The sequence below is a fragment of the Sporosarcina luteola genome, from assembly GCF_023715585.1.
GTDB lineage: Bacteria > Bacillota > Bacilli > Bacillales_A > Planococcaceae > Sporosarcina > Sporosarcina luteola_D.
This window is the reverse complement of the sequence record NZ_JAMBOK010000001.1, coordinates 2041889-2068538: the sequence shown is the minus strand read 5'-3', so window position 1 is coordinate 2068538 and position 26650 is coordinate 2041889. Positions and strand designations below refer to the sequence as shown.

The 26650-nt window shown below is 43.7% G+C and carries 24 protein-coding genes and 1 other annotated feature; of the genes, 13 read left to right on the top strand and 11 right to left on the bottom strand.

The window, feature by feature from the left end:
• Positions 1–32: 32 nt before the first annotated feature.
• Complete coding sequence (hutH, locus tag M3193_RS10210; RefSeq protein ID WP_435372024.1) at positions 33–1571, top strand: histidine ammonia-lyase; 1539 nt, start codon at positions 33–35, stop codon at positions 1569–1571.
• Between the two features lie 158 nt (positions 1572–1729).
• Here the strand turns inward: hutH and M3193_RS10205 are convergent, their stop codons facing one another.
• From M3193_RS10205 to M3193_RS10190, 4 genes are all read right to left on the bottom strand, one after another.
• Positions 1730–2290: an HAD family acid phosphatase gene (locus M3193_RS10205; RefSeq protein ID WP_251627060.1), complete on the bottom strand. Its 561-nt coding sequence runs from the start codon at positions 2288–2290 to the stop codon at positions 1730–1732.
• Positions 2291–2299: 9 nt separating this feature from the next.
• Positions 2300–3397 carry a bifunctional diaminohydroxyphosphoribosylaminopyrimidine deaminase/5-amino-6-(5-phosphoribosylamino)uracil reductase RibD gene (ribD, locus tag M3193_RS10200; RefSeq protein WP_251627059.1) on the bottom strand — a complete coding sequence of 366 codons (1098 nt, stop codon included), beginning with the start codon at positions 3395–3397 and terminating at the stop codon, positions 2300–2302.
• Positions 3390–4142: a GTP cyclohydrolase II gene (locus M3193_RS10195; protein ID WP_251627057.1), complete on the bottom strand. Its 753-nt coding sequence runs from the start codon at positions 4140–4142 to the stop codon at positions 3390–3392. The genes ribD and M3193_RS10195 overlap by 8 nt, the downstream gene beginning before the upstream one ends.
• Before the next feature lie 211 nt (positions 4143–4353).
• Positions 4354–4662 carry a winged helix-turn-helix transcriptional regulator gene (locus tag M3193_RS10190; RefSeq protein ID WP_251627056.1) on the bottom strand — a complete coding sequence of 103 codons (309 nt, stop codon included), beginning with the start codon at positions 4660–4662 and terminating at the stop codon, positions 4354–4356.
• A gap of 180 nt (positions 4663–4842) precedes the next feature.
• Between M3193_RS10190 and M3193_RS10185 the strand changes: the two genes are divergently transcribed.
• Positions 4843–5919, top strand: coding sequence for an LLM class flavin-dependent oxidoreductase (locus M3193_RS10185; RefSeq protein WP_251627055.1), 1077 nt, complete (start codon positions 4843–4845; stop codon positions 5917–5919).
• A 39-nt stretch (positions 5920–5958) separates the two neighbouring features.
• Entirely contained in the window at positions 5959–6366 is a 408-nt protein-coding gene (locus M3193_RS10180) for a DoxX family protein (protein WP_251627054.1), read from the top strand.
• Positions 6367–6441: 75 nt separating this feature from the next.
• On the opposite strand, the gene M3193_RS10175 is transcribed toward M3193_RS10180, so the two are convergent.
• Positions 6442–7320, bottom strand: a complete 879-nt coding sequence (locus M3193_RS10175) for a LysR family transcriptional regulator (RefSeq protein WP_251627053.1) — start codon at positions 7318–7320, stop codon at positions 6442–6444.
• A 136-nt stretch (positions 7321–7456) separates the two neighbouring features.
• On the opposite strand from M3193_RS10175, the gene M3193_RS10170 reads away from it, so the two are divergent.
• Complete coding sequence (locus M3193_RS10170; RefSeq protein WP_435372039.1) at positions 7457–8437, top strand: DMT family transporter; 981 nt, start codon at positions 7457–7459, stop codon at positions 8435–8437.
• Positions 8438–8501: 64 nt separating this feature from the next.
• Here the strand turns inward: M3193_RS10170 and yiaA are convergent, their stop codons facing one another.
• The gene (gene yiaA, locus M3193_RS10165; protein ID WP_251627051.1) at positions 8502–8972 is read right to left on the bottom strand and encodes an inner membrane protein YiaA; all 471 of its coding nucleotides are present in this window, start codon (positions 8970–8972) and stop codon (positions 8502–8504) included.
• Between the two features lie 119 nt (positions 8973–9091).
• Entirely contained in the window at positions 9092–11428 is a 2337-nt protein-coding gene (gene helD, locus M3193_RS10160; protein ID WP_251627050.1) for an RNA polymerase recycling motor HelD, read from the bottom strand.
• 826 nt (positions 11429–12254) lie between these two features.
• Between helD and M3193_RS10155 the strand changes: the two genes are divergently transcribed.
• From M3193_RS10155 to brnQ, 6 genes are all read left to right on the top strand, one after another.
• Positions 12255–13562, top strand: coding sequence for an ABC transporter substrate-binding protein (locus M3193_RS10155; RefSeq protein ID WP_251627049.1), 1308 nt, complete (start codon positions 12255–12257; stop codon positions 13560–13562).
• A 76-nt stretch (positions 13563–13638) separates the two neighbouring features.
• Positions 13639–14544, top strand: a complete 906-nt coding sequence (locus tag M3193_RS10150; protein WP_251627048.1) for a carbohydrate ABC transporter permease — start codon at positions 13639–13641, stop codon at positions 14542–14544.
• A complete protein-coding gene (locus M3193_RS10145; protein WP_353056386.1) occupies positions 14544–15449 on the top strand; it encodes a carbohydrate ABC transporter permease in 906 nt (301 codons plus the stop codon). The genes M3193_RS10150 and M3193_RS10145 overlap by 1 nt, the downstream gene beginning before the upstream one ends.
• Before the next feature lie 38 nt (positions 15450–15487).
• Positions 15488–16612 carry an ABC transporter ATP-binding protein gene (locus M3193_RS10140; RefSeq protein WP_251627046.1) on the top strand — a complete coding sequence of 375 codons (1125 nt, stop codon included), beginning with the start codon at positions 15488–15490 and terminating at the stop codon, positions 16610–16612.
• A gap of 74 nt (positions 16613–16686) precedes the next feature.
• Positions 16687–16938: a binding site (T-box leader), on the top strand.
• 68 nt (positions 16939–17006) lie between these two features.
• On the top strand, positions 17007–17813 hold the full coding sequence (locus M3193_RS10135) for a YitT family protein (protein WP_251627045.1): 807 nt from the start codon (positions 17007–17009) through the stop codon (positions 17811–17813).
• A 12-nt stretch (positions 17814–17825) separates the two neighbouring features.
• Entirely contained in the window at positions 17826–19130 is a 1305-nt protein-coding gene (gene brnQ / locus M3193_RS10130) for a branched-chain amino acid transport system II carrier protein (RefSeq protein WP_251627044.1), read from the top strand.
• Between the two features lie 125 nt (positions 19131–19255).
• Here the strand turns inward: brnQ and cdaS are convergent, their stop codons facing one another.
• The 4 genes from cdaS to M3193_RS10110 all read right to left on the bottom strand — a co-directional run bounded on the left by cdaS (position 19256) and on the right by M3193_RS10110 (position 22299).
• Entirely contained in the window at positions 19256–19891 is a 636-nt protein-coding gene (gene cdaS / locus M3193_RS10125) for a sporulation-specific diadenylate cyclase CdaS (RefSeq protein WP_435372023.1), read from the bottom strand.
• Positions 19892–20035: 144 nt separating this feature from the next.
• On the bottom strand, positions 20036–20629 hold the full coding sequence (locus M3193_RS10120) for an NADPH-dependent FMN reductase (RefSeq protein WP_251627042.1): 594 nt from the start codon (positions 20627–20629) through the stop codon (positions 20036–20038).
• A gap of 18 nt (positions 20630–20647) precedes the next feature.
• Positions 20648–21631, bottom strand: a complete 984-nt coding sequence (locus M3193_RS10115; RefSeq protein ID WP_251627041.1) for a ring-cleaving dioxygenase — start codon at positions 21629–21631, stop codon at positions 20648–20650.
• Positions 21632–21876: 245 nt separating this feature from the next.
• The gene (locus M3193_RS10110; RefSeq protein ID WP_251627040.1) at positions 21877–22299 is read right to left on the bottom strand and encodes a RidA family protein; all 423 of its coding nucleotides are present in this window, start codon (positions 22297–22299) and stop codon (positions 21877–21879) included.
• 247 nt (positions 22300–22546) lie between these two features.
• Between M3193_RS10110 and allW the strand changes: the two genes are divergently transcribed.
• From allW to M3193_RS10095, 3 genes are all read left to right on the top strand, one after another.
• On the top strand, positions 22547–23983 hold the full coding sequence (allW, locus tag M3193_RS10105; RefSeq protein WP_251627039.1) for an allantoin permease: 1437 nt from the start codon (positions 22547–22549) through the stop codon (positions 23981–23983).
• Between the two features lie 19 nt (positions 23984–24002).
• A complete protein-coding gene (locus M3193_RS10100) occupies positions 24003–25337 on the top strand; it encodes an allantoinase (protein WP_251627038.1) in 1335 nt (444 codons plus the stop codon).
• Between the two features lie 74 nt (positions 25338–25411).
• Entirely contained in the window at positions 25412–26641 is a 1230-nt protein-coding gene (locus M3193_RS10095) for an MFS transporter (protein ID WP_251627036.1), read from the top strand.
• Positions 26642–26650: the final 9 nt, after the last annotated feature.

Here is a 26650-nt window from a genome sequence, read left to right as displayed (position 1 = left end):
GAAATTTTTAAATGTAGAAGGGGTGGTCAGGCATGAAGAGTGGGAAATTAGTGGAGATGGATCAACCGATCTTGACCGATCTAGTTGAATTGGATGGATTTACAGTTAATCGGCAACAGATAGAAAGCGTTTCATACGGACAGGCAAAAGTCGCTATATCTGAAAAAGCATTAGTAAGAGTGCGTGCGAGTAGAGAACGAATTGAAAAACAATTAAAAGATGGGAAAGTGATCTATGGCGTCAATACCGGGTTTGGTAAATTAAGTGATATTGAAATAGAAAAAGAAGACATTGCAAAGTTACAATTGAACTTACTACGCGCGGATGTCGTCGGTGTTGGCGAACCGTTGCCTAAACCAGTTGTCAGAGCGATGATGGTGCTGCGTGCCAATGCGCTTGCAAAAGGGTTTTCGGGCATTAAAGAAGATACATTATCCTTATTAGTCGATATGATTAATAAAGGCGTGCATCCAGTGGTACCTTGTAAAGGTTCAGTTGGAGCGAGCGGTGATTTGGCGCCACTTTCACATGTCGCAATTGTTTTAGTAGGAGAAGGAAAAGCAGAATATGAGGGAGAGATCCTTTCCGGTGGGGAAGCGCTAAAACGGGCAGGTTTGAAACCGGTTACATTGGAAGCGAAAGAAGGACTTGCGCTTATTAATGGAACGCAGGCAATGACTGGCGTAGGCGTTGTCGCTCTGAATGAAGCTGAGCGTGTCGGATTAGCAGCGGATATGGCAGCTTGTTTAACAATGGAAGCCCTACGAGGAATTATATCGGCTTTTGATAGTGAATTATTAGCCGTTCGACCACATCCGGAACTGGAATTTGTCGCTTCACGAATGCGGAACTGGCTGGAAGGAAGTAAACGGATCACACATCAAGGTGAACTTCGAATGCAAGACGCCTACTCCATTCGCTGTATCCCGCAAGTTCACGGAGCTTCTTGGCAAGCATTTAATTACGCTGAAGAGAGACTGAAGATTGAGATCAATTCAACAACGGATAATCCTATAATTTTAGAAAATGGCGAAGTACTTTCAGGTGGACATTTCCATGGCCAGCCAATTGCACTCGCGATGGATTTCCTCAAAGTCGGTGCTGCAGAATGGGCGAATATTTCCGAACGAAGAACGGAGAGACTCGTCAATCCTCAATTGAGTGGCCTATCCCCATTCTTGGCAGTCGACCCAGGATTGGAGTGTGGGTTGATGGTTCCGCAATATGCGGCGGCTTCACTCGTTTCTGAGAATAAGGTGCTTGCACATCCCGCAAGTGTCGATTCAATCCCTACGTCAGCCAACCAAGAAGATCATGTCAGCATGGGGACAATAGGAGCTCGCCAAGCGCGTGAAATTATCCATAATTCTGCTAGAGTAATTGCAATTGAAATGATTTGCGCATCGCAGGCTATTTATTTAGAAGGGGCAGAAAACCAATTGGCTCCAGCAACAAAAGAATACTTGGAGAGAATTAGAGAAATTTGCCCGCCATTGAAAGGCGATCGAGCAATTTCGGATGAAATAGAAGCGTTGGCACAATTTATACTACGTGCGGATATCCTGAACTAACAAGGACAGGGACCGAACCTATCAGTTTGTTGATCGATAGGTTTGGTCTCCTTTTTGTTTATGGGACGGCACTTGCTATATAGATAGTATTGTTAACACATACAAAAAGCCCAACCCTTTATACAAAAGGATTAGGCTTTAATAGGAAGTATCTTTTTCTAAAGTAGTAAATCAAATAGTTCAGACCAGTTTGCAATTCGTGGAATATCCAAATGCTGATTATATGATTGAGTTTTCGCAAACAGATTCAGCTGACAATCACTCAATGTTTCAAGAACCGCCGGCTTGTCGTCGAAATAATAATCTAGCTCCAAATCTTTAATAATGTGAACCTTGTCCTCATCATTCATGCCGTAAAAGAAGCGTTTTTTCTGGACTGGGAAACCTTGTTCAATCATCCATTCCATTGTACGCTCGCCATGTTCTTTAGGTCTCGCGGTAATATAATATATTTCATGTCCGTCGCTCTCCAGTTTTTGCAGCGTTTCAACTGCATCAGGATAGGTAGGACACGACGTGAAATAAATTTCTTCTAACGAACCATTCCACATTTTGCCGCCTTCTTCAGCTGTCATGCCAAACAGCTCGTGGATTTCCACTTTGTCCAACGCATGGAAAAGTTCTATCTCCACGTTCTGGTTCAATTTTTTATTGTATATGTGAAATGCATGTTCTCGTAAACTAATTAATGTATCATCAATATCGAAACCAAATTTCATGTAAATCCCTCAGTTTGTTATATATTTCGGGTAGCCAGTGAACTTGAAGTCTTTCCCGATTTGCGTAATGGTCAGATCTTCGATATCGATCGCATCACGCATCAGTTCAACGCCTGTGCCTTCAAGGAATGTTGGCGCATTGGTGCCTCCAACTAATTTTGGCGCAATATAGATCTCAACTTTGTCAACGAGCTGCTTTTCAAGGAAAGCAGCATGAATCGATCCTCCGCCTTCAATGAGAACAGAAGAAACAAGTTTTTCACCAAGGATTCGGACGACATCATTCAGTTCGACTTGGCGAGTGCCTGACGTGTGGAAAACTGTAATGCCCCGTTCCTCCAGCAGTTTCTTTGCATCTTCATTATACGTAGAGGAAGTGAAGATCCATGTTTCCGCTTGCCCATCCGTCACGACCTTTGAAAGAAGGGGGATGCGCAATGAGGAATCTAAAATGATGCGAATCGGATTTCTTCCATTTGGAATCCTTGTTGTCAATTCAGGATTATCCTCGATGACTGTATTGACACCGACTAAAATGGCCATGTTTTGATTTCTCAATACGTGTACATCGTGCCTAGCTTCGGCGGACGTAATCCATTTGCTGTCGGCTGTATGCGTCGCAATTTTTCCATCCAATGTACTTCCCGCTTTCATCGTCATGAAGGGTCTCTGTTCAACGATAAATTTATTGAACACTTCATTCATCCGGCGGGATTGCTCTTCCAACACACCGATGACCACTTCAATTCCTGCGTCTTCCAGTATTTTAACCCCGTTTCCGGCGACGACAGGGTTTGGATCGAGCGTAGCGATGACTACTTTCTTAATCCCGGCTTCGACAATGGCTACTGCACAAGGTCCGGTGCGTCCATAATGCGAGCATGGCTCAAGGGTGACGTAAATTGTGCCGCCCTTGGCCTTTTCACCAGCCATTCGAATTGCATGGATTTCCGCATGCGGCTCACCGGCCTTCAAATGTGTACCAACGCCAACGATTCGGTTTTCATTTACAATGACTGAACCGACAAGTGGATTTGGATCGGTTTGGCCCTTCATTGCTTGAGCATTTTCAAGAGCCAATCTCATATAAAATTCATGGTTAGTCATTATCGGTCCCTTCCTCACCTAAATGGCCAGAACGATTAATTTTTGTTTGCAAGTATTTTTCATTGAACTCCGATTTGTCGCCCCATAAAGGTTCCCTGCCCGAGACAGGAAGTCCGGCATTCCGCATTGCTTCCAATTTTCTTGGATTATTGGTCATGAGTTTGACAGGCTTTGTACGCAATTTCTTTAACACGCGAATGGCATCGTCGTAATTCCTGGCATCATCGACAAAGCCGAGGCTCTCGTTAGCTTCTACTGTATCGTAGCCGTTCTCCTGTAGCACATATGCCATCGCTTTGCTGAATAAACCGATTCCACGTCCTTCATGGTTCGCCAAGTAAAACAACGCACCCGTCCCGTGATCAACAATATTCTGCATCGACTGTTTTAACTGATAACCGCAGTCACATCTTTTACTACCGAATATGTCTCCGGTATGGCAGATGGAGTGCATCCGGATGAGTGCCTCATCCGCGTTTTTGAAATCACCGTATATAAGTACGCTCGATTGTTGGTACTCCGCTAAATTGGCGGAAGCCAGTTGATCGATAATATCTTGGTAGTTATCCGTCACTTGGCATTGATTCAGCCAACAATACCATTGAAAAATAACGGTTTCCCCATACAGATTCACCGGCAATTTAATGGGGCCAACCAAGTAGATGCCTCCTTCGCCCGACTCAACCAGTTGTATTTTATCTTTTAAGACCTCAAGAACTTGAGGAGCCAATTTTGCATGTACCATAAAATCATTCCTTTTATAAGATTTCCGAAAGAAGTTTCCCGCTTTCAATTAACGTGCACTGTAACGTGTATGTTTATCGTAACCATTCCGTTCAGCTATTAACTGCCTATTTGTATGGAGTATTTAACTTTGCTATTGCCAATCATTAGGATAGCAAACAATAAGGAAATAAATAATGCACTCGTTAAGTCATAAACGTTGATGCCGACCGTCATGCCTCCAACCAGTTTTGAGACCATTTCTCCACTTCCTCCATGAGAGGCGATAGCGACATTCCTTTATCGGTTAAGGAATACACGATTCGAACTGGTGTCTCTGGAAAAACTTCTCGTTTTACAATCCCTTCGTTCTCCAAGTCTTTTAACCGCTCAGACAGTACTCTTCCACTAACACCAACTGAGGATTCAATACTGCAAAAGCGCTGAGGGCCAGGTAGCAGCTGGTAGATAATTAAACCCGTCCATCTTTGGCTTAATAAACCCATAGCTTTTTCAAAACGAGGACAAATTGTTTTTTCCATCTAGATCAGCTCCTTACTTATAGTATAACCGCGTATAATAATTAATTGAATTATTTTTGGTTAATTAATTACTTGACTACCGTATGTATTAATTATATAGTAACTTACGTTAAGTAAGCAACTTACTTTTAAATAAATGTTGGTTATTACTTTACATCTTAGTTGGAGGTGAGTGCTTTTATGGATAATACTGGCATTGAAATTGGTCTATATACGCTTGGAGATATTGTACAAGATCCTATTACAGGCAGAACAATCAGTGCTGCGCAAAGAATGAAGGAAGTTATGGCGGCGGCTAAACTTGCTGACGACGCTGGATTGGATATTTTCGGAGTAGGGGAACATCACCGCTTGGACTATGCCATCACTTCGCCATCCGTCGTCTTGGCGGCAATCGCCCAAATGACGAAGCAAATTAAATTGACGAGCGCTACATCAGTGTTAAGTACGATTGATCCAGTGCGCTTGTTTGAAGACTTTGCAACATTGGATTTGCTATCTGACGGGCGTGCGGAAATTATTACAGGGCGTGGTGCTTTTGTTGAATCATTTCCGCTCTTTGGATATGACATCAGTGACTCCGATGCCTTATTCTCGGAAAACATTGAATTGCTGATGAAGCTTAATGAAAACGAGAGAATCTCATGGGATGGACAATTCCGTCCGCCTTTAAGGAATGCAGAGATAGCGCCTCGTCCATTACAGCAGGGGTTGCCAGTTTGGATTGGTGTCGGTGGAACTCCGAGTAGTGCAGTTCGTGCTGGCAGACTGGGTGCCGGAATGGCGATGGCGATTCTAGGGGGTGATCCTGCTCAATTCAAACCATTGGTTGATGTCTACCGTCAAGCAGGCATCGAAGCTGGACATGCTTTGGAAGATCTCAAAGTCGGAGTAACGGGTCATGGATATATTTCCAATACGACGCAACAAGCGATAGAAGAGTTCTATCCATACTATTCGAACTATAAGTCAGTTGTAAATGAGCAATTTGGCCACGGCGGGGGAAGGATGTCACTAGCCGAATTTGAAGAAGTGACAGCACCTGATACTGCGTTATTCGTAGGAAGTCCACAACAAATTGTTGAGAAAATCCTTCAACAACATGAACTTTTTGGACACCAACGTTTCATGGCGCAAATTGATATTGGTGGTTTGCCATTTGAAAAAGTAGCAAAGAGCATTGAATTGTTAGCGACTGAAGTGGCGCCAATTGTAAGGAAAGCAACAAAGAAAGAAAGCGTATTAGTGGGTGCTTAAGGAAATACAAAACACATCTTAGACAGGAGAGAATGGATAATGGAACGTAAATATGAATTAGGCTTGTTGATTTTGAGAGTAGTTTTAGGGATTACATTCTTCATCCATGGGATTGCAAAATTCCAAATGGGACTTGGGAACGTAGCGGGTTGGTTTGAAAGCATTGGCATTTTAGGTTTCTTAGGTTATGTAGTTGCTTTCATTGAACTTATTGGAGGAATTGCACTAATCCTAGGAATTGGAACAAGAATTTTCTCAGCTTTGATTGCAATTGTGATGGTGGGAGCGATCTTCACATCAAAATTGTCCCTAGGTTTCATGGGAGCGGAAGCTGCAGGCTATGAACTGGATGTAGCTTTATTGGCAATGGCGGTTGTTCTATTTATTAGCGGAAGCCAATTGCTATCTTTGGATAATAAAATTTTCGGATCTGAAAAAGCCGCATAATCGTTGTAAGAAAAAAGCCTAATTTCTCTTGGTATCAACAGAGAAATTAGGCTTTTTTTATATTAGGAGGGCTAATTACTTCGCTAGCGGGTAAGCCATTTCCCCATCGACCTGTTCGAATGTTTCAATGAACTTTTCGAGTGTAGAGGTTAAATAGGCGTCTTTTCGTCTAATGAATACGGTATTGACTTTACTATATGTCTCAGGCAAGTAGTGACAGTGGACGAGTCCTCTTTCTTCCAAATGGGCAACGGCTGATTTGGGGACGAACGTAATGCCAAGCCCCATCGTAACGCTTCCCAAAATCGTTTCCAGCGTCCCGAACTCCATCAATTTTTGTGGTGTTATGTTTTGATCTTTATACCACTTGGCTAGCCTTGCCCGGTAACCGCATCCTTCACTAAAGCAAAGGATCGGCTCTCCTATAAGTTGTTCAAGTGAAGTCTTCGTCTTATCTGAGATCAGGACAAGCTCCTCTTGAAAAACCTCATGGGAAACTAATTCAGGATGTTGATCGATTTCTGTCACGAAAGCACCGTCCAATCGATGATGTAAGACATCGTTTTGGAGTTGGTGTGTAACGCCTGTAAGGAGTGATAAGTCTACATTTTTATACTTTTTATTATAGGCAGCCAATATAACCGGCAATTTCATAACGGTTTCAACAGTTCCAATCTCAAGTTTGCCCGCTGGTTCAGTTTTGCTTTGAACGACTTTTTTCATTTCATTTGTCAGAGCTAGAATCTTCTCGGAATAGACAAGTAGTTTTTTTCCTTCAGGTGTTAGCGTCATTCCACGGCTATGGCGGTTAAATAGAGCTGTATTCATTTCAGTCTCAAGCCTCTTAATTCTTGTGGTGATATTTGATTGTACATAACTTAATTCCTTTGCGGCTTCGGTAATCGTACCTTTTTGTGCGACCATTTGAAAAATCTCTAAGTCTTTAAATTCCATATGATCACTCCTTTCAGCCGACACTTTTTCTATGATATCACTAATTGAGATAGGGGACATCAATAATGTTCATTTTAAGAGATATCGAACCTGTGGTTTAATGTTATACGGAGATAGTATGCAGAGGAGATAGAACATCATGAAGAACACCGTAGTATGGGCTGCTATTTTATGCTTGATATCCGCAATATCCTGGGGGGCGATGTTTCCAGTAGCGAATCATGCATTTCACCATATAGACCCATTTTATTTTACACTTTTACGTTATGGTTTTGTAACGATCATTTTAGTTGTCTGGTTGTTATGGAAGGAAGGGAAGCAAGCTTTTCATTTTGAAGGGAAGGGACTTCTCATCTGGTTCTTCGGAACAATGGCCTTTGCGGTATATAATTTACTCATTTTCTGGGGACAGGATCTACTAGGCAACCCAGGTACAATGATTGCCTCTATTATGGAATCATTAATGCCGATGATATCTATTATTATTGCTTGGGTGTTTATTAAACAACGGCCTCATGCATTCACGATGTTTTGCGTGGTTATTGGCTTCGTCGGTGCATCGCTAGTCGTAACAAAAGGTGATATAGGTGCCTTTTTTACAGCATCTAATGCCATCATCCCATCTTTATTAATCTTTATCGCAGTCGTTGGTTGGGTTGTGTACACGATGGGTGGAACACAATTCAGTAACGATGGCTGGTCTGCATTGCGTTACTCCGCATTAAGCTGTTTGCTCGGAACGGCTACTTCGGCTGCTGTCGTAATTGGAGTGACACTTACAGGATATGTCTCGGTCCCAACCGTCGAAACGTTGACCATTACGAGCCCTCATATCGCTTTTATGGTAATCTTCCCAGGTGTTATTGCATTGGTGGGGTGGAACTATGGCGTGAGTGTTATCACACCGTTGAACGGGTTGTTATTTCTTAACTTTGTACCCGTCACAACGTTAGTCATTCAAATTTTCCAAGGTGCGAGTGTCACAGCTTATGATTATATTGGCACCATTTTCATTATCATTTCCTTACTTTTAAACAATATTTTTCTTCGGCTACAGCAGAAGAATAGGGAATCGAAAGAGGATTTCAGAGGAAGATTGCAGGAAACGGAAGCATAACAGAGGGGGTGTCTCAGAAATTCGGTTTTCACTGAATTTCTGAGACACCCCCTAAAATTTATCTTTACTCCAGCCCTCTAGCTTTTTGCGTATCTCTGACATTTTTCTGGACGGTGATAGCCGCAAATATACTCAGAACAAAAGCCATGGCATAAAACCCTTTTTCACTTAAGACAATACTGCCTGCATTGTATAGACCAATGCCCATTAATGAAATTGATATAACCAGTGCAAGCCAACTAATGCCGTAGTAAATATTCGTAACTGGAATTCCTTCGTCTTTATCCCTTACGGCTTTTTGTAAAGATACAGATGCATAGAGGCCAAATATCAATATTGCAAAATAATACCCTTTTTCATTCAGCTCCATTCCTGCGTTGAACAACCCTATCAGATAAGCCGAGCCCCCAATTAACAGAGCTGCCCAGGAAGCCCCTTTGAAAGCTGCGGTTGGTTCTCCATCTTTTCTTTCCACTTTCATTTTCAGTTCTTGTGGTTGATCCCTGTCAAATAAATCTTCAATTTCATTCTTCATTGAATATTCACCACCCCTTTACGATTATCATATCCAAAGGGATTTAAATCGGCAACATAATTTTCCATCTACTGTCTATCCTATTCCTATAAGTGAAACTTACTGCAGGCTTATTCCAGTTAAGCTTGGATGAAGCGATCTCGCGGAACGGTTTGCAACAATGGGGTAGGCTCCCCGACGCTGTACAATTGCAGATCATGCATCGCCCTTGTGCATGCGGTATAAAATATCCTGCGAAGGCTCTCGTCGCCGTAGACATGCTTCGATGCATCGTAAATAATGACCGCATCGAACTCAATTCCTTTTGCCAAGTACGATGGTACGACGACGACACCTTGTTCATATTCCATTGAACCAATCCGTAACAGCTTTATATCAACGATAGCAGACAGGGCTTCATAAGCACTTCTGCTTTCCTCAGCTGATTTACATATGATTGCAATGGTGTTATAGCCGGCGTCCTGGAAATCAGCGACTTTGGAAACAATACTGCGGTGCAGCTCTGCATGATCAGCCACTTGCTTCAGCCCAGGCCGCTCGCCTTCACGTTCAAAAGGGATGATCTGATCTCCATTTGGCACTAATCTCCGTGTGAATTCAATGATCGGTTTTGTCGATCGGTAGCTTCTTGCCATATTGATCACTTCCGTTTCATCAGAACCAAATATAGTGGTAAGCATGTTGAAATCGGCCGTTTCACGTGCATGAGCGAAAATCGCCTGATTAAAGTCGCCCAAAACCGTCATCTTTGCCGATGGAAACAATCGCCTCAAAAACTCGAATTGAAAAGGTGAATAATCCTGCGCCTCGTCAACAACGATATGTTTAATTGTCCGATTCGCCTGAAAGCCCTTGATAAGCTCATTCAATAATAAGAATGGTGTAGCATCTTCGTAATGCAATTGATCTTCATCCAACATAGTTAGGGTAGCTTGGCAGATGGCTGGCCATTCCGCAGGTGTGTCCCCGTACATCCATTGTTTGATTGCAAAAGGGTTGGCAAACAGTTGCTTATAGATGCCCTTCATGTCGATGAACTCAAATTCCCGCACCTGTTTCCGTAACGGCTTCAATCTTTGCTGTACAATCAGCTGGGCCAGTTCTTTGGTGTCCATCTCATAATCGGCGATTGAGTCCCTTTTAAACCCATGCTTTTTTGCTAAGTATGCATGTGCTTTGTTATATTCCTCGTCGCTGAGCAGTTCGATTCTCTCCTGTACCCACAATTCATGCTGTTCAACTTTTTGTGCTTCTTTTAGTTTGTTCAGTAGCCAATCCTGAAGCTTTTCAAGCCGGTTGTGGAAGCGGAGGGAAGTGTCTTTCCGATAAAACCGTTCGGCGATTTGCTCTCCGGACACAATCGGCTTTCCTCTGAACATCAAGTCTTTAAATAGCATGCCGGATACCTCTAACAATTCCCTATAGGATTCAATTGCCTCGAAGAAAAGCGGCGATGCTTTGAATTGGATGCTTGCAACTCTTGACTGATAGGAAGGGGAATCCCCTGCGGTTAACACGTATTCCAATTGATCGTAAGGATTTTCAACCTGATAGTTCTTGCTTAACCGGTGATTCAAGTATTCTTGGAATGTCACTTGCTGCATATTCTCTTCACCTAGCTCGGGAAGCACGTTAGACACGTAGCTATTGAACAGCGTATTCGGAGAGAATAAAATGATTTGATCGGCCTTCAGGCTCTCCCGGTATTTGTATAGCAGATAAGCAATACGCTGCAAGGCGGCTGATGTCTTACCGCTGCCGGCAGGTCCATGGACGATAAGTAGCTTTCCGTGATCATGGCGGATAATCCGGTTCTGCTCCTGCTGAATTGTCGCTACGATGCTGTGCATATGCTTGTCAGTTCCTTTTCCTAACACAGTCTGAAGGATTTCATCACCGATCGTGAGGCTCGTATCGAACATCGATTGGAGAACGCCGCCGCGGATCAAATACTGCCACTTCTTCTCCAGTCTTCCATGGATGATGCCGCCAGGAGTTTTATACGAAGCATCACCTGGCTGATAATCATAGTAGACACTTGAAATCGGTGCCCGCCAGTCGTAGATAAGGAAGTCTTCACCACTATCATCAGACAGCGTGGCAATTCCAATATAAATTTGTTCTTCAGTTGAAACGCCTTCTTCAATGAAATCAATTCGGCCAAAGTAAGGGGATTCTTTCATCCGACGCAGTGTGGCCAATCGTTTGGATGCATGACGATGAGTCGTTTGGCTGACGGCCAGTGCTTGCGCTTCTTGTCGTAAGCCAATGATCGTCTCGAGGTAATCGTCGAACGTATCCACATTGACCTTGACTTCATCCCAGAAATGCTTGCGGATCTGCACAACCTCATCCCGTTGACGGGCTGTATCTTTCTCCAATTTGTGAATCCGCCCCGTAATGATCTCCACTACACTGTCTACTCGCTGCAGTTCCTGTTCAAAATTTGATTTCATAGCACACACTCCTTAAAAAAATGAGTAAAAGGGTTGACTGTTGAATGAGTTTTGTTGTACAATTAAAATAGGGGAAAATAGATTTTTTTAACTTTAAGAAGTCTATCCTAATAAACTTACCATAAGACTACATTTTGTTCAATGGGTGTACTGTGAATAAATCCATGTTTCTATGCAATGAATACGAAATACCTTGCACTTATGTTCATGTACATGAATAAAAATGATACCAGACTGTAGACAAACACCCTTAATTTTCGGGTTTGCCTACAGTCTTTTTTCTTTTAAACAGAGAAAAGTATTGACTTTCGCTGCGAGCGGACGCTTTCCGCGGGCACGGCTTCAGCCAATCGAACAACGTAGGGTTCGATTTGCCGTATTTCTGCGTTCTTTGCAGAAATTAAGGCAGCCTCCACACCTGCTCCATTAGGGTCGCAAAAAAACACTGCTCGCACCGCTTCGCTTGTGCTCGCAAAAGCGATAGCGTTGGGAGCACATCCGAGGAGGCTGAGGGCAAGCCCCCCGGAAAGCGTCCGACCGGAACGGAAATCGACGTTATTTCAGCCTACTTACAGTTAAAATGCACACGTTTAAACAAAAGGGTTGGAAATATATGATTTCTACAGTCTGAATGATACAACCTCTTTCCAGGAAAAATCGGGAAGAGGTTTTTTTGTGGAGAATATGATTTAACTTACTAAATGACAGAAAATGTATATAATTTTAGAATGGTGCTATTTTCATAGGTTTAACGGTAGGCTAACTGGGTAAGTAGATAAATAGGAAGGAATCAGAAAAAGGTGCTTCTATAGGAGGAGATGAGAAAGTGTTCAGTAAAAAACTATTGCCATTGTTTTTTGCCGTGTTGCTTGTTTTGTCGGGATGTGCCGGTTTCAAGACGGGCGACAGTAAAAGCGCGGACAGCGGGGATAAAGTTGTCATCGATTTTTGGAGTTTCTGGGGATCTGAAATCAGGCGTCCTGTAATCGATAAAATCGTAGAAGACTTTAATAAATCGCAGGATAAGATTGAAGTGAAGCATACGTTTGTTCCATGGGGAGACATTTGGACGAAGGAGCTTGCAGCAATCGCGGCAAAGAATCCGCCTGATGTCGTCATCAACGACATTAATGCAACTGCGCTCCGCGGACAAAAGAACCAAGCGATGAACCTTTCGCAGTTCCTGGAAAAAGACGATATTTCAGATCGATTCTATGAAGAACTCTGGAATGCAACCCTTTACGAAGGAGATTCATACGGCATTCCCTTCAATACCGACACAAGAATTCTATTTTACAATAAAACAGCTTTTAAAGAGGCTGGACTGGATCCGGAAAAGCCGCCTGCTACTTGGGAAGAACTTTGGGAGTATGCGGAAAAACTGGATGTTAAGAACGGAGATACATATGACCGAATCGGGTTTTACCCACTCTGGGGAGTAAACTCGGATGTGTGGATGCTAAACTCAGACGGAAAAAACTTCTTCGATGAAGATGGTGCCCCGATTATCGATTCGGAAGCGAACCGGGAAACGCTAGAATGGGTATTGGATTGGCATAAGAAATACGGGGCCAATACGATCAATTCCTATAAGTCGCAAATTGACAGCCAGCAAGGGAACCCGTTCTTTAACGGCAAGCTTGCGATGTATGTGAATACACCGACATTTTACACGCAGATCCGTGATTACGCGCCGGACCTCGATTTTGGCGTAGCGATGTTGCCTGAACGTGAGCCGGGAAGCGGCAATACTAGTTGGGGCGGCGGTTTCGTTGCTGAAATCCCACAGGGGTCGAAGCATCCGGAAGAAGCATGGGAATTCATCAAGCATTTGACGGATGTAGAAGCACAGGAATACTGGGCTGTGAAAAACTTTGACAACGTGGCGAATATCAAAGCTGCCGAAAATGCGGCTAAAAACAGCGAAATGCCGGATAAGGACAAGGTAGTTTATCAAATGGCAATTGATAATATGGAAAATACTCTCCTTACACCTGTTCCTGTCCACGCACCGGATTTCATGAACTTGGTCAATCCTGAATTGGACTCGATTCTTCTTGGAAAAAAATCTATTGAACAAGGATTGAAGGACGCACAGCAATCCCTAGAAAAACTGACAGAGAAAAGCAAGTGAACGGAAGCATGAGGAGAGCATAGAAGCTCTCCTCGTTTTACTACGTATAGAGAGGTTACCGGGGGAGGGACAGCAATTGAGGAAGAAATTGAATTATAAACGGATGGAAGGGCTGCAAGGATATGTTTTCATACTTCCTTGGATAGTCGGATTCATCGCCTTCACGGCGGGACCGCTCATCTTTTCTTTTGCAGCTAGTTTCACGAACTACAATATTACGTCCCAAATGGATTTCGTCGGATTTGATAACTACGAAAATCTGTTCACAGCCGATAATCTATTTTGGACATCCTTATATAACACTCTCTATTACGTGCTGTTTTCCATCCCGCTTACGACTGCCGGGGCGATCTTTTTATCGGCCTTGCTCAACCAGGACGTACCAGGCATCCGTTTCTTCAGGACGATCTACTATTTACCGGCAGTGCTTTCCGGGGTGGGGGTTTACCTTCTTTGGATGCAGTTGCTCGATCCCGGAACCGGTTTGGTGAACACCGCCCTTGGATGGTTCGGTATTCCGGGTCCGAATTGGCTGTTCGATCCCGATTGGACGAAGCCGGCACTAATCTTCATGAAATTGTGGAGCGTTGGAGGAGGTATGCTTCTCTACTTGGCGAGTATGCAAGGAGTATCGAAATCATTGTACGAAGCAGCTAAAATAGATGGCGCAAGCAGCTGGCAGCAATTCCGATTTATTACGATTCCTATGATTACGCCAGTCATTTTCTTTGATATTGTAACCAGCCTGATAGGAGGCTTCCAAATTTTCCAGGAGGCATATGTAATGTCGAATGGTGAGGGCGGACCGGTGAATTCCATGTTGTTCTATAACTTATATATGTGGAAAAAGGCGTTCGAATCGTTCGATATGGGCTATGCGATGGCGATGTCTTGGATTCTCTTTATCATCGTATTCATAATTACAATCATCAACTTGAAGCTTGCGCCGCGCTGGGTTCATTACGAAGGGGAGGAGAGATGATGGAGGAAGTTGAAGTGGCAGCAAAAAAGAGGGATGAAGAGCGGGTTGCTTCAGCCCATGCATATTTCGACAATATACATACGAAAAGGAAGCTTCTCTCGCTCGTTAATTTCATATTGCTAGCAGCGGGAAGCCTCCTCATCCTCTCACCGATCTGGTGGATGATTTCAACTTCCCTTAAATCGATGGCAGAAGTGATGACGTATCCGCCGACGTTTTACCCCCGAGAGTGGAATTGGGACAACTATATAAAAACATGGAAAGCGGCTCCTTTTGACACATATGCGATTAATACAATTACGATAACGATGCTTGTCGTCATCGGGAGTGTCCTCGTAAACTCTTTCATCGCATATGGCTTTGCCAAAGTGCCATTTAAGGGGAGGGGCATCCTGTTTGCCATCGTCTTATCGACGATGATGATTCCTGGATTTGTAACACTCATTCCGCAATACGTCCTATTTTCAAAACTGCAATGGATTAATACGTATTTTCCATTAGTAGTTCCAGCCTTTTTCGGAAGTGCATTTTTCATCTTCCTTCTACGGCAGTTTTACATGACGATTCCGAATGAACTGATCGAAGCGGCAAAAATAGAAGGAGCGAGCCATTTCCGCATATGGTGGACAATCGGCCTCCCGCTTACGAAACCGGCACTTGCGACTGTTGCAATCTTTTCCTTCAATGGTGCATGGAATGATTTTTTAGGACCGCTCCTTTATTTGAACGATGAAAGTCTTTATACGCTGCAGCTCGGACTGCAAGTATTTAAAGGCGAAATGAATACACAATGGAACTATTTGATGGCGGGGTCGCTTCTCGTACTTCTGCCAGTCATCATTCTGTTTTTCTTCTTCCAGAAGTATTTCATCCAAGGCATTAATCTGCAGTCTGGAGGGAAGTGACCAACAGCCTGTGATCTTTAACGAAAGAGGGTATCCGAATGTCAAAAATCGTGTTGAAAAATGTCTATAAGCATTTCGATAAAAAGGTGACTGCTGTTTCCGATTTCAATTTGTCCGTGGAGGACGGTGAATTCATCGTTCTTGTCGGACCTTCCGGATGCGGAAAGTCGACTGTCCTTCGGATGATTGCGGGCTTGGAGGAGATTTCATCAGGGGAGTTCTACATCGACGGAAAGTTGATGAACGATATCCCGCCGAAAAATAGAGATATTGCAATGGTATTTCAAAACTATGCACTTTACCCGCATATGACGGTCTTTGACAATATGGCTTTCGGGTTGAAAATTAGGAAGTTCAAAAAGGACGAAATAAAGAAGCGTGTAGAAGAGGCGGCTGAACTATTAGGACTTGAGGAGCTTCTTCATCGGAAACCAAAGGCGCTGTCAGGAGGGCAAAGGCAGCGTGTCGCCCTTGGACGATCGATTGTCAGGGATGCTAAACTGTTTCTCATGGATGAACCGCTTTCGAACCTCGATGCGAAGCTGCGTTTCCAAATGCGCGCTGAAATCGCTAAGCTGCATCAGCGGTTGAAGACGACTTCAATTTACGTCACGCATGATCAGACAGAAGCAATGACGATGGCTAGCCGCATCATCATCATGAAGGATGGTGTCATCCAACAGATTGGAGCGCCGAAAGATGTATACGATAACCCGGAAAACACGTTTGTTGGCGGCTTTATCGGCTCGCCTTCCATGAACTTTTTTGATGGAAGGATTGTGGATGGCCAATTCGTAGTGGAAGACGTACGTATAAATGTGCCTGAAGAGAAGATGGAGTATTTGCGGGAGCAAGGTTTTGTGGGTAAGGAACTGACAATGGGAATCCGTCCTGAGCATATCCATCTGTTGAGAGGCGGGGAAGAGGCCGGACAGACGAATTCCATCCTGTCAAAGATTATCGTTTCGGAACTTACTGGGGCTCATACACTCCTTTATTCGATGCTCGGCACACAAGAAATGATCGCCGAAGTCGAGTCGCGGACCAATGTGTCTCCTGGTGAAGATGTCTATTTGACGTTCGATATGAACTGTGTTCACTTTTTTGATAAGGAAGCCGGCATCAGAATTCGCCCGGAAAAGTCAGAAGTGCTAGTTGGTTAACTGGTCGGAAAATTGCGAAGTCACTAAAGCATATTGACTTTTCGAATCACTCTCTGCTAGATTGATTGTAATAACAATAATCAGTGACGAGAAATAGTAAGAGAGGAACTCTGTTCTCTAGAGAGTCGACGCTTGGTGAAAGTCGATGGACAGATCTTATCCGAAAATCATCTCCGAGATGTAAAGCTGAAAACAGTAAGCTTTACCGGACTTCCACCGTTAAATGGAACGCGTATGATCGTACGTTGACTGAGCGCCGCACTGTTTCTTCTGAAGGGGAACTTGCGGAATATGGGTGGTATCGCGAGCACAAACTCGTCCCTAGTTTAGGGGCGGGTTTTTTTTGTGGAAAATTTGGGATCCAGGTTACAGATTACTAAGGAGGTCAATGATTATGAAGAATGTAGTTGTTGTCGCTGGTTCGTTGATTGTAGCATTTGCTTTCAATTTCTTTCTCGTCCCCTATGGGATACTGAGCAGTGGAATTAGTGGGATAGCTATTTTGATCGGATTGATTACTCCATTTGATATCGGCATAATGAATCTCTTGCTTAATCTGCCATTGCTCATTTTAGGATATATTAAGTTGGGAAGGTTGATTACGCTTAATACGCTCGTGTGTGTTGTGTCACTTTCATTTTTCTTATACATGCTGCCAGTCATTGCTGTGACAGAAAATATTTTGTTATCAACGATTTTTGGCGGGGTTATAAGTGGCATCGGTGTTGGCTTGATATTGAAGTATTCCGGTACGTCCGGAGGGTTGGATATTATTGCAATCATCCTTTCTAGAACGAGCAATATTAGTATTGGTCTTCTTTTGACGGGCATGAACGGCGTCATCGTCCTCATTTCCGGTGCTGTATTAAACTGGGATATTGCCTTATACACACTTTTGTCCATCTATTTGACGGGCAAGCTAATTGATAGCATCCACACGAATCATATTAAACTGACGATGCAAATTGTCACTTCCAAAGGGGAAGCGATACGGGAAGATTTATTGCAATCGATCTATCGGGGCATTACTATTACAGAAGGTTATGGAGGCTACACTAAAGAGAAGAAGCACATTCTAATGACGGTCGTTACTCGTTACGAAATGCTGCAAGTGAAAAAGATTGTACGTGACTATGACGAGACAGCGTTTATTAATATATTTGAGACTGTTGAAGTAGATGGTGTTTTTGCTAAGAATTAGGAGGGTTTACGGATGACTAGAAAAAATGTGTTGTTTTCAGGGCTTATGCTCTTTTCATTGTTTTTTGGAGCGGGAAATCTTATCTTTCCACCTCTTCTAGGATTGGAGTCGGGGAATAATTTTGGCCCCGCAATTACCGGATTTCTTATTACCGGTGTACTGCTGCCGTTCATGGCAATCATGGCCATCGCCTTGTCTGAGAATGGACTCGTCTCTATTGGGAATCGGGTGAATAGACTTTTCGGCTTGATTTTTGCAGTCATCATCTATATGTCAATCGGTGCTTTTTATGGGATACCGAGAGCTTCAAATGTTGCTTACGAGCTTGGTGTCAAACAAATTGTAGACGTGAATGGCTGGGTTGCGCTTCTCATATTCTCCTTGGTGTTTTTCGGAGTGACGTATTTCATTAGCTTGAATCCTAAGAAGATCGTTGATCGCATCGGACAGCTTTTGACTCCTATTTTATTGCTCGTATTGGCTCTGCTCGTTATCCGCGCCTTCATGAAATTTGAAAATATCGCGTCTCCTGCGGCGGGTAATTATGCGACAAACCCATTTGTCAAAGGGTTCGTGGAAGGATACTTCACGATGGATGCTGTGGCAGCGTTGGCGTTCGGGATCGTCGTCATCAATGCATTGAAGGATAAAGGAGCGGCATCCAAGTCAGAGCTTGTAAAAGGGACACTTTGGGCTGGCATCATAGCTGGTCTAGGACTAGCTATTGTATATGTTTCATTGGGGTGGATCGGCAAGGTCATACCGAAGGAAAACGGATTTGCAAATGGTGCTGAAATCTTAACTGTCGCATCGGACTTATTGTTCGCCAGTGGCGGCGGGCTTCTGTTCGGATTAATTGTAACGCTGGCTTGTCTGACGACATGTGTCGGCTTGATCAATGCTTGTGCGAGGTTCTTCAACGAAATTTATCCGAAAATTCATTACCGTTCATATGTCGCTATTTTTGTGTTGATCGGCTTGTTGGTATCTAATTTAGGGTTGGATACGATTCTTAGTTTGGCAGTTCCTTTATTGGTTTTCATTTATCCGATCTCCATCGTGTTAGTGATTCTTTCATTGTTCCAGCATTTTGCGGGCGGAGGGAAGATGATGTACCAGCTATCGGTATCCGTGACAGCGATCTTTGCGTTTTACGAGGTATTAACGAATATCGGTTATAAAATGGATTCTTTAACCGGATGGCTGCTGGACGTTGTACCGTTTTTCGAGCACGGGCTGGGCTGGATCGTGCCGGCGTTTGTAGCTGCAGTGGTTGGTTATGGGATTGATAAGTACGGTAGGGAAGTCCGAGAGTAAAATGCTGATTGTTCATCCCATGAAGTCCCGAGATAATTGAAAAAGACCCTCACTCCCGTGGAAGCGGAAGTGAGGGTCTTTTGTAGAGTTGAAACCGCCAATTGCGAATAACTGGGCTATCATTATCACATAACTTGAGTCATGATCGGATAAAGTTCCCCTTTGAAAGCAAACGAAACTCTGCCCGTCTCCTCAGATACTACAAGAACGAGGGCATCACTTTGTTCGGTTAACCCCAAAGCTGCACGATGCCGCGTACCGAGTTTTTGATCACCTGTAAATCTACCTGATAAAGGAAGGACATTTGTTGCAGAAACGATTTGGTTCTGATTCACCATTACAGCGCCATCATGAAGGGGACTTCCTGGGTAAAAGATGGATTCAAGCAAGGTGTGTGTCAACTCCGCTCCTATCGGAATGCCGGGCTTTACTAGAGATTTAAGGGGGTCTTCCCGTTCAATCACAATTAACCCGCCATGTCTTAATCTGGACAAGTTTTGAACACATACTGACAGCTCCGGATACTTATCTGTAAACGGTGACAGATAACAATTCAAATAGAAGGTGGCGGCTTTCATTTCAATGGACAGAAAGTCTTGTTTCGTTTTTTCAAAATTACCGAGGAGACATTTATTCTCATCTACGATTGCCTCCATGTTATTCTGCAATGCTGCAATGAGATTATTGATATCCTCTATTAAGATTTCTTTCAACGGTGAGAAATCACAATTTATTCTTTCCAAAAAAGTATTCCTCCTCATTCGAACCTATCGTATCCGAAGTTTGTCCATATGAGGAAACTTTAATCATGAACACTCTGCCCATCGCAGTAGGAATAGAAAGAGGACTGATTCGGAAAGTCGAATAACGCTGACTTTCTAAACAGTCCCTATCATATAGAAAGATTATCGAATTGTTTTCAAGGCTGTTGCCCAAGGGATGACTTGGTCGAGCATTTGGTTCACTGAAGAAGCCTGTACTTCTGCTGGTTTGAATTCCGTTCCGTTTTCAAAGTCAGTAAATAGGGATAGAGCTGGGTGGACACGAACATCCGCAACGGATAGTTCGCCTAGGATGCCGCGTAAATGTTCAGCAGCACGTGCGCCGCCTACTGAACCGTATGAGACGATGCCGGCTGCTTTGTTGTTCCATTCTTCACGTAGGAAGTCTAAAGCGTTTTTAAGCGCTCCAGTAATGGAGTGGTTGTATTCTTGAACGATGAATACGAATCCATCTTGTTTGCCAACGATTTCTGACCATGCAGCCGCGCCTGAAGCGTCGCTTCCCGGCTCGCCTAGCAACGGCAATTTATAATCTGCGATATCAATAACTGTATAAGTAGCGTCTCCGCGTTGCTCTGCCAATTCTTTTACCCAAGCACCTACTTGAGGGCTCACACGTCCATCACGAGTTGATCCTAAAATAATACCGATATTTAAGTTTGTCATTGTTTTTTCCTCCTGTTGTTTAGAACCGAATAGTTTATTAAAAAGTCCCATCCTTTTATGTTCACCTCCTCACAAATACTCTTTTTCAAAGTTCTTTGTACTGCGGACTGTATCAATTGGTCGTACAAGCCCTTCGATTTCTTCACGTTTTTCTTCAAAGAACGGCGGCAATGATAGTTTTTCGCCAAGCGTTTCATACGGCTCATCCCCCATGAATCCAGGACCGTCCGTTGCCAATTCGAACAGAATGGAAGGGGCGATTCTTGTATATAAGGAGCCGAAATAATAGCGTTCTACATAGCCCGAGCTTGGCAGTTGGAAGCCGTGCAGGCGTTTTTGCCACGCCTCTATGTCAGCGCGATCCTCTACACGGAACGCCGTATGGTGGACGGTGCCAAAACCTTGACGTGCTTGCGGGAGCACAGTGTTAAATTCAACAACGACTTGAGCTCCGTTTCCGCCCTCGCCCATTTGAAATAAATGGAATGCATCTTCTTGCGCAATTTCCTTCATTAAAAAGACTTTTTCCAAGATTTCTTTCACATGATCAAAGAAGGAAGTACGAATATGGACGGGTCCTAGTCCTGTAATGGCAAACTCCAAAGGAATCGGTCCTTTTTGCCATGGAGTTCCTGATTCGACTCCTTCGTTTAGCTCGTCAGAAATAAGTTGATACTGCTGATCATCAAAGTCCACAAATGACAGGATCTTTTTGCCGAATTGTTCTTGAATACCATGATGCTTCACGTTGAATTTGTCGAAACGTTTCACCCAATACGCTAGCGCATCATCGCTTGGTACACGGAAAGAGGTTTTTGAAATCTCGTTAGTGCCGTGCACCCCTTTTTGAATTCCGGGGAAATCGAAAAATGTCATGTCCGTTCCTGGATTGCCTGCATCGTCAGCGAAAAACAGGTGATAGGTTTGAATGTCGTCTTGATTCACAGTTTTCTTAACTAATCGTAAACCTAATGTATACGTGAAGAAATCATAGATTTTCTCCGCGCTGCTCGTAATGGCTGTTACATGGTGGATGCCTTTTAATTTGTTCATGTACAAATTCCTCCTTGTTTTTATCTTGAATTCGAGATATATAAGTAAAAAAATTTGTTAGTGGATACACTAATTATATTGTAGTTCGTTTAATACCTAGTGAATTAATTTATCTTTAATTCAAGGTAATAATAACATGCCGATAACTCACCGTCAATAAATTCATTCTGAAGAACGACCAAAGGCGTCCGGAAAAGTAATCCACACTGTCTTTCCGGACGCCTTTTCTATAGTTTCGGACCAGTTTAGTCAGGTTTTTTTGCAATTGCTTCAATTTCTACGTCTGCTCCCAGCGGCAACGCTAGAACTGCAACACATGTTCTTGCAGGATAAGGTTTGGAAAACTTTGTTGCATATACCTCATTCATAGCGGAAAAGTATTTCATATCCGTTAAATATACATTCACTTTTACAATGTCATCTGGAGTGAGATTTGCTGCTTCCAGCGCCTCAAATAGATGATCGAAGCATAGTTCCGTTTGTGCGCCGATGTCACCTGAAATGTTTTCTGCCGAAGCGGAATTCATTGCAGTTTGCCCGGATAAATAAACTAAATCACCTGCGTCCACCGCAGCCGAATATGGACCTGATGCTGTTGAGCCCTTTACTTCATAAGCCTTTCTTGCCATCATAATTCCTCCTCTATTTATGAGCTGATATCCCATCATAGCTTACTCAACCCTTTTTGTATAGAAAATGAGAGAGCCCGTGATACAAAATTCCTAGTTGTCGTGAATGTTGCTGTTATATGTTTGCGAGGCAAAGGTTGGTGGATATAGAAGTAAGATGAGACACATAATAAGGAAAACCGAGTTCGCACCCAACGGTGAATAATTAGGGCAGTTTAGTCGAACATACAAGGACTCTGTTTCATGCATACATGCCAATTGATCCTAATACTGGGGGTAGATTCGATTGCAGGAGCTCAATCGAGAGCAATTAAAAAAAGAAGGCTTCAATGATGACATCTTGCCGACGAAGCCAGACGAGCGAAGCTGGGGGATCGGAAATTTTGCTTCCGTATGGATGGGTTCAGTGCATAATATTCCGAACTATATTGCCATTGGCGCCTTATTTGCTTTGGGGTTGTCAGTTGGACAAGTTTTCGCCGCGATTATGATTGCATCCGTCATTATCTCGGCAGTGATGGTGTTAAATGGTCGTGCCGGATCTAAATACGGCCTCCCTTTTGCAATGCTGATCCGCTCTTCTTTTGGAACAAAGGGTGCAATGGTTCCGGGGATATTAAGAGGGGTTATTGCCGCCATCATGTGGTTTGGTTTTCAAACATATGCAGGAAGCCAAGCTTTGTCGATTCTCATCGCGAAGATGTGGCCGCCATTTTTGACATTAGGCGGGGATTGGAATCTTTTAGGGTTGTCATTGCCTGCGTTAATTTCATTCCTCTTATTTTGGCTATTCAATGTCGCATTAATTTATGGAGGAATGAAGTTTCTTGGGAAGTTTACAAATATCCTTTCCCCCATTGTCTATATTGTCTTCGGGGGTATGGCGATCTGGGCAATCAAACTCGCTGGAGGGATTGAACCCATCTTGGCTTACACTGGCACTGGGATCAGTGGAAATCAAGTGGTCGTCTTTATCGCAGCGGTCATGGCTGTCATTGCCGCTTGGGCGGCTCCGATGGTAAGTGTATCGGACTTCACTAGGTTGGCCAACTCCACGAAAAGCCAGGCAATCGGTCAAACAGTAGGACTGATTGTAACTTATTTATTGTTTGCTGTCGCGAGTATTTCAATTATTGTTGGATCTGAAATAGCCTTTGGAACTCCCATCTGGAATGTCCTTGATGTCGTAGCCCGGTTTGACAGTACATTTGCAATAGCAGTATCCGTCCTAACCCTTTGTTTGACGACCTTATCGGTGAATGTGACGGGTAATATTGTACCTGCAGGTTACCAATTGGCATCATTATTCCCGAAGAAGCTGACCTTTAAATCGGGTGCGACGATTGCTGCAGTCATCGGCATTCTGGTCATGCCATGGAAGCTGATGGAAAATGCGACAAGCATCTTTACATTCCTGAATATAATTGGCGGCTTACTGGCCCCGATCGCTGGTGTGATGCTCGCTCATTATTATGTTGTTTCAAAAACGGAAATTGACTTGGGCGAATTGTATTCAAAGAACGGAAAATACAATTACAAGAACGGTTTTAATGAGAATGCCCTTATAACGTTAGTTGTTTCAGGGGTTCTTTGTTTAATCGGAAATTTCGTTCCGTTCTTTGAACCGCTGTATGATATGTCGTGGTTTGTGGGCATCATATCAGCATTTGTCCTTTACAGCCTACTGGAGACGAGGAGAGCTGCTAGAACTCTTAATACATGAAAATTTTGGAGGGTTTATTATGAAAAAATACGATTTAATTATAAAAAATGGAACGGTTGTCACAGCGGATTCTACGGCTAAAGGAGATATAGCCGTCAAGAACGGAAAAATCGTGGAAGTGTCTGTCGGCGAGCCGCTGGAGGCAACGGCTGATCGGGAGATAAATGCTGAGGGGCTTCATGTCTTTCCGGGCGTCATCGATTCGCATGTGCATTTCAACGAGCCGGGCAGGACGGAGTGGGAAGGTTTGGAGACAGGAAGCAGAAGTCTTGCAGCTGGCGGAGCAACCTCATTTTTCGATATGCCGTTGAATAGTACGCCGCCGACGATCAATAAAGCCAATTTAGAAATGAAGCGTAAATTGGCGGAGGAAAAGTCCATTGTGAACCCATATTACTGGGGTGGTCTAGTGCCGGAGAACTTGGCTGACTTAAAGGATCTTCACGAAAATGGCGTCATCGGCTTCAAGGCATTCATGTCACCGAGCGGAATCGATGACTTCCATAACGTGGATGATGAGACGATCTATAAAGGAATGAGGGAGATTGCTGCATTGGGATCCCTCTTAGCCGTTCACGCTGAAAGTACGGTTATGTGTGAACAGCTTGCGGAGGAAAGGATCGGGCAAGGGAAAGTGACGGCACGGGACTATGTTGAATCACGCCCCGTCATTTCGGAGATTGAAGCGGTCCGAAGAATCCTTTCCTATGCAGAACTGACGGGCTGCAAACTTCACATTGTGCATGCAAGCAGCCGTAAAGTTGTGGAGGTAATCAATGATGCGAAACAAAGAGGCGTCGATATAACAGTTGAAACATGCCCGCATTATTTGTCGTTGACCGTAAAAGATCTAGAGGAGCAAGGAGTCCTTGCCAAGTGTGCGCCTCCGTTGAGAGACGAGGACGAGGTTGAGGATCTGTGGAATGCAGTTGCAAACGGAGAAATTGACACGATCGGATCCGACCATTCCCCGGCGCCGGCATCTATGAAGGTCATCTCAGATAATATTTTTGACGGTTGGGGAGGAATTTCGGGAGCCCAATCCATGTTGAATATTCTTTTGACGGAGGGGCATTTCAAAAGGAATCTGCCACTGGAGAAAATTGTTGAATTGACTGCAACGAATCCGGCAAAGATATTTGGTCTCGAGACGAAAGGGACAATCGCAGCCAATTATGATGCTGATTTGACGCTGGTCGACTTGAACGAAAGCTTCGAACTGAAGAAGGAAGACCTGTTTTACCGTCATCAGCATTCCCCTTACGTCGGCAAGACGTTTAAAGGTGCAGTGAAGAGGACCATTGTTGGCGGTGAAGTTGTGTTTGAGAACGGGCAACCGTTAACAAGAAAATAAAGGCTGGCAGGATGGAAATTATACTTTAGGGGAGAGGGATTTCTTACATGACATCAAAGGAAGTACAACCTCACATGAGACAGAAATTCACAATCCCCTATTGGTGGAAAGCGGTTTTTGCATTCACATTAGGATGGATGTTCATAAATGCCAATAAATATTTCTTGAATCCAATCTTAGGGCATATCGGTTTGGAGTATGATCTGAATAATTCCCAGCTGGGACTGGTCAATAGTATATTTTTTCTGACATACACGATCGCCCAAATTCCTGCAGGAGCTTTCAGTGATAAATTTGGCAGGAAAAAGTTACTTGTCATCGGCTTTATTTTATATGGAATTTTGACCGGCGTCAGTGGCCTTATGGCTGGTTTTGTGGGTTTCTTGGTCGCTCGGGCATTTGCGGGACTTTCATCTGCAACTTATTTCAGTCCCCAATTCGCCCTATCGTCTGAAGCAATACCAGAAAAAAATAGAACCGTTGGAAGTGCGATCATTAACAGTGGGTCGGGGATAGGAATTGCTTTTGCCTTTATCCTGTCAAGCACATTAGTGTTGGAAAAAGGGATGAATTGGACGGTGCCTTTTTATATTTTCGGCGTGTTGACCATACTTGTCGGGATTTTAATTGCAGTATTAGTCAAAGAGAAAAAGAGGGCTACAGTAAATGAACAGCGGGTAGAGACGAAAGTTAGGGGAGATAAAGTTTCTCTCCTTTCCTTACTTAAAAACCGTAACCTGCTCATTACGTTTCTCGTCTTATTCTGTTCCCTTTATGGTTTTACGGTCATTGTTACATGGCTGCCGAAGTTTTTACAAACGGAAAGAGGATTCCAAGGAAGTGAAGTTGGGTTAATATCTGCTTTGGTTCCATTGGCTTCTATACCTGGGGCGCTCGTCGCCAGTTATATATCCGACCGCTTAGGACGGAAAAAGCCTTTTGCTATCGTGCTCATACCAATCGCTGCGATTGCTTTATGGGCAACTGTCTACGTTCAGACGACCGCTTTGCTGATCACGGCATTGTTGGTTTATGGGTTATTCGGAAAGATTGCGCTGGACCCGATTCTTCTCTCAGCTGTTTCCGAAAACGTCGATAAATCGGCATATGGGATTGCCTTCGGACTCTTTAACTTTGTTGGCATGATTTCCTCAGTCATCGCTCCTTGGTTCGTCGGTTTTCTTGCTGATAAAACAGGCAGTATGACGGCAGGGTTTTACTCTGCGGTCATTGTCCTTGCAATCGGATTGGTCATAATGATGTTCTTTAGAGAAGGTCCGAAGGAAAATGGGCTGGATGCATAGATGGGATTG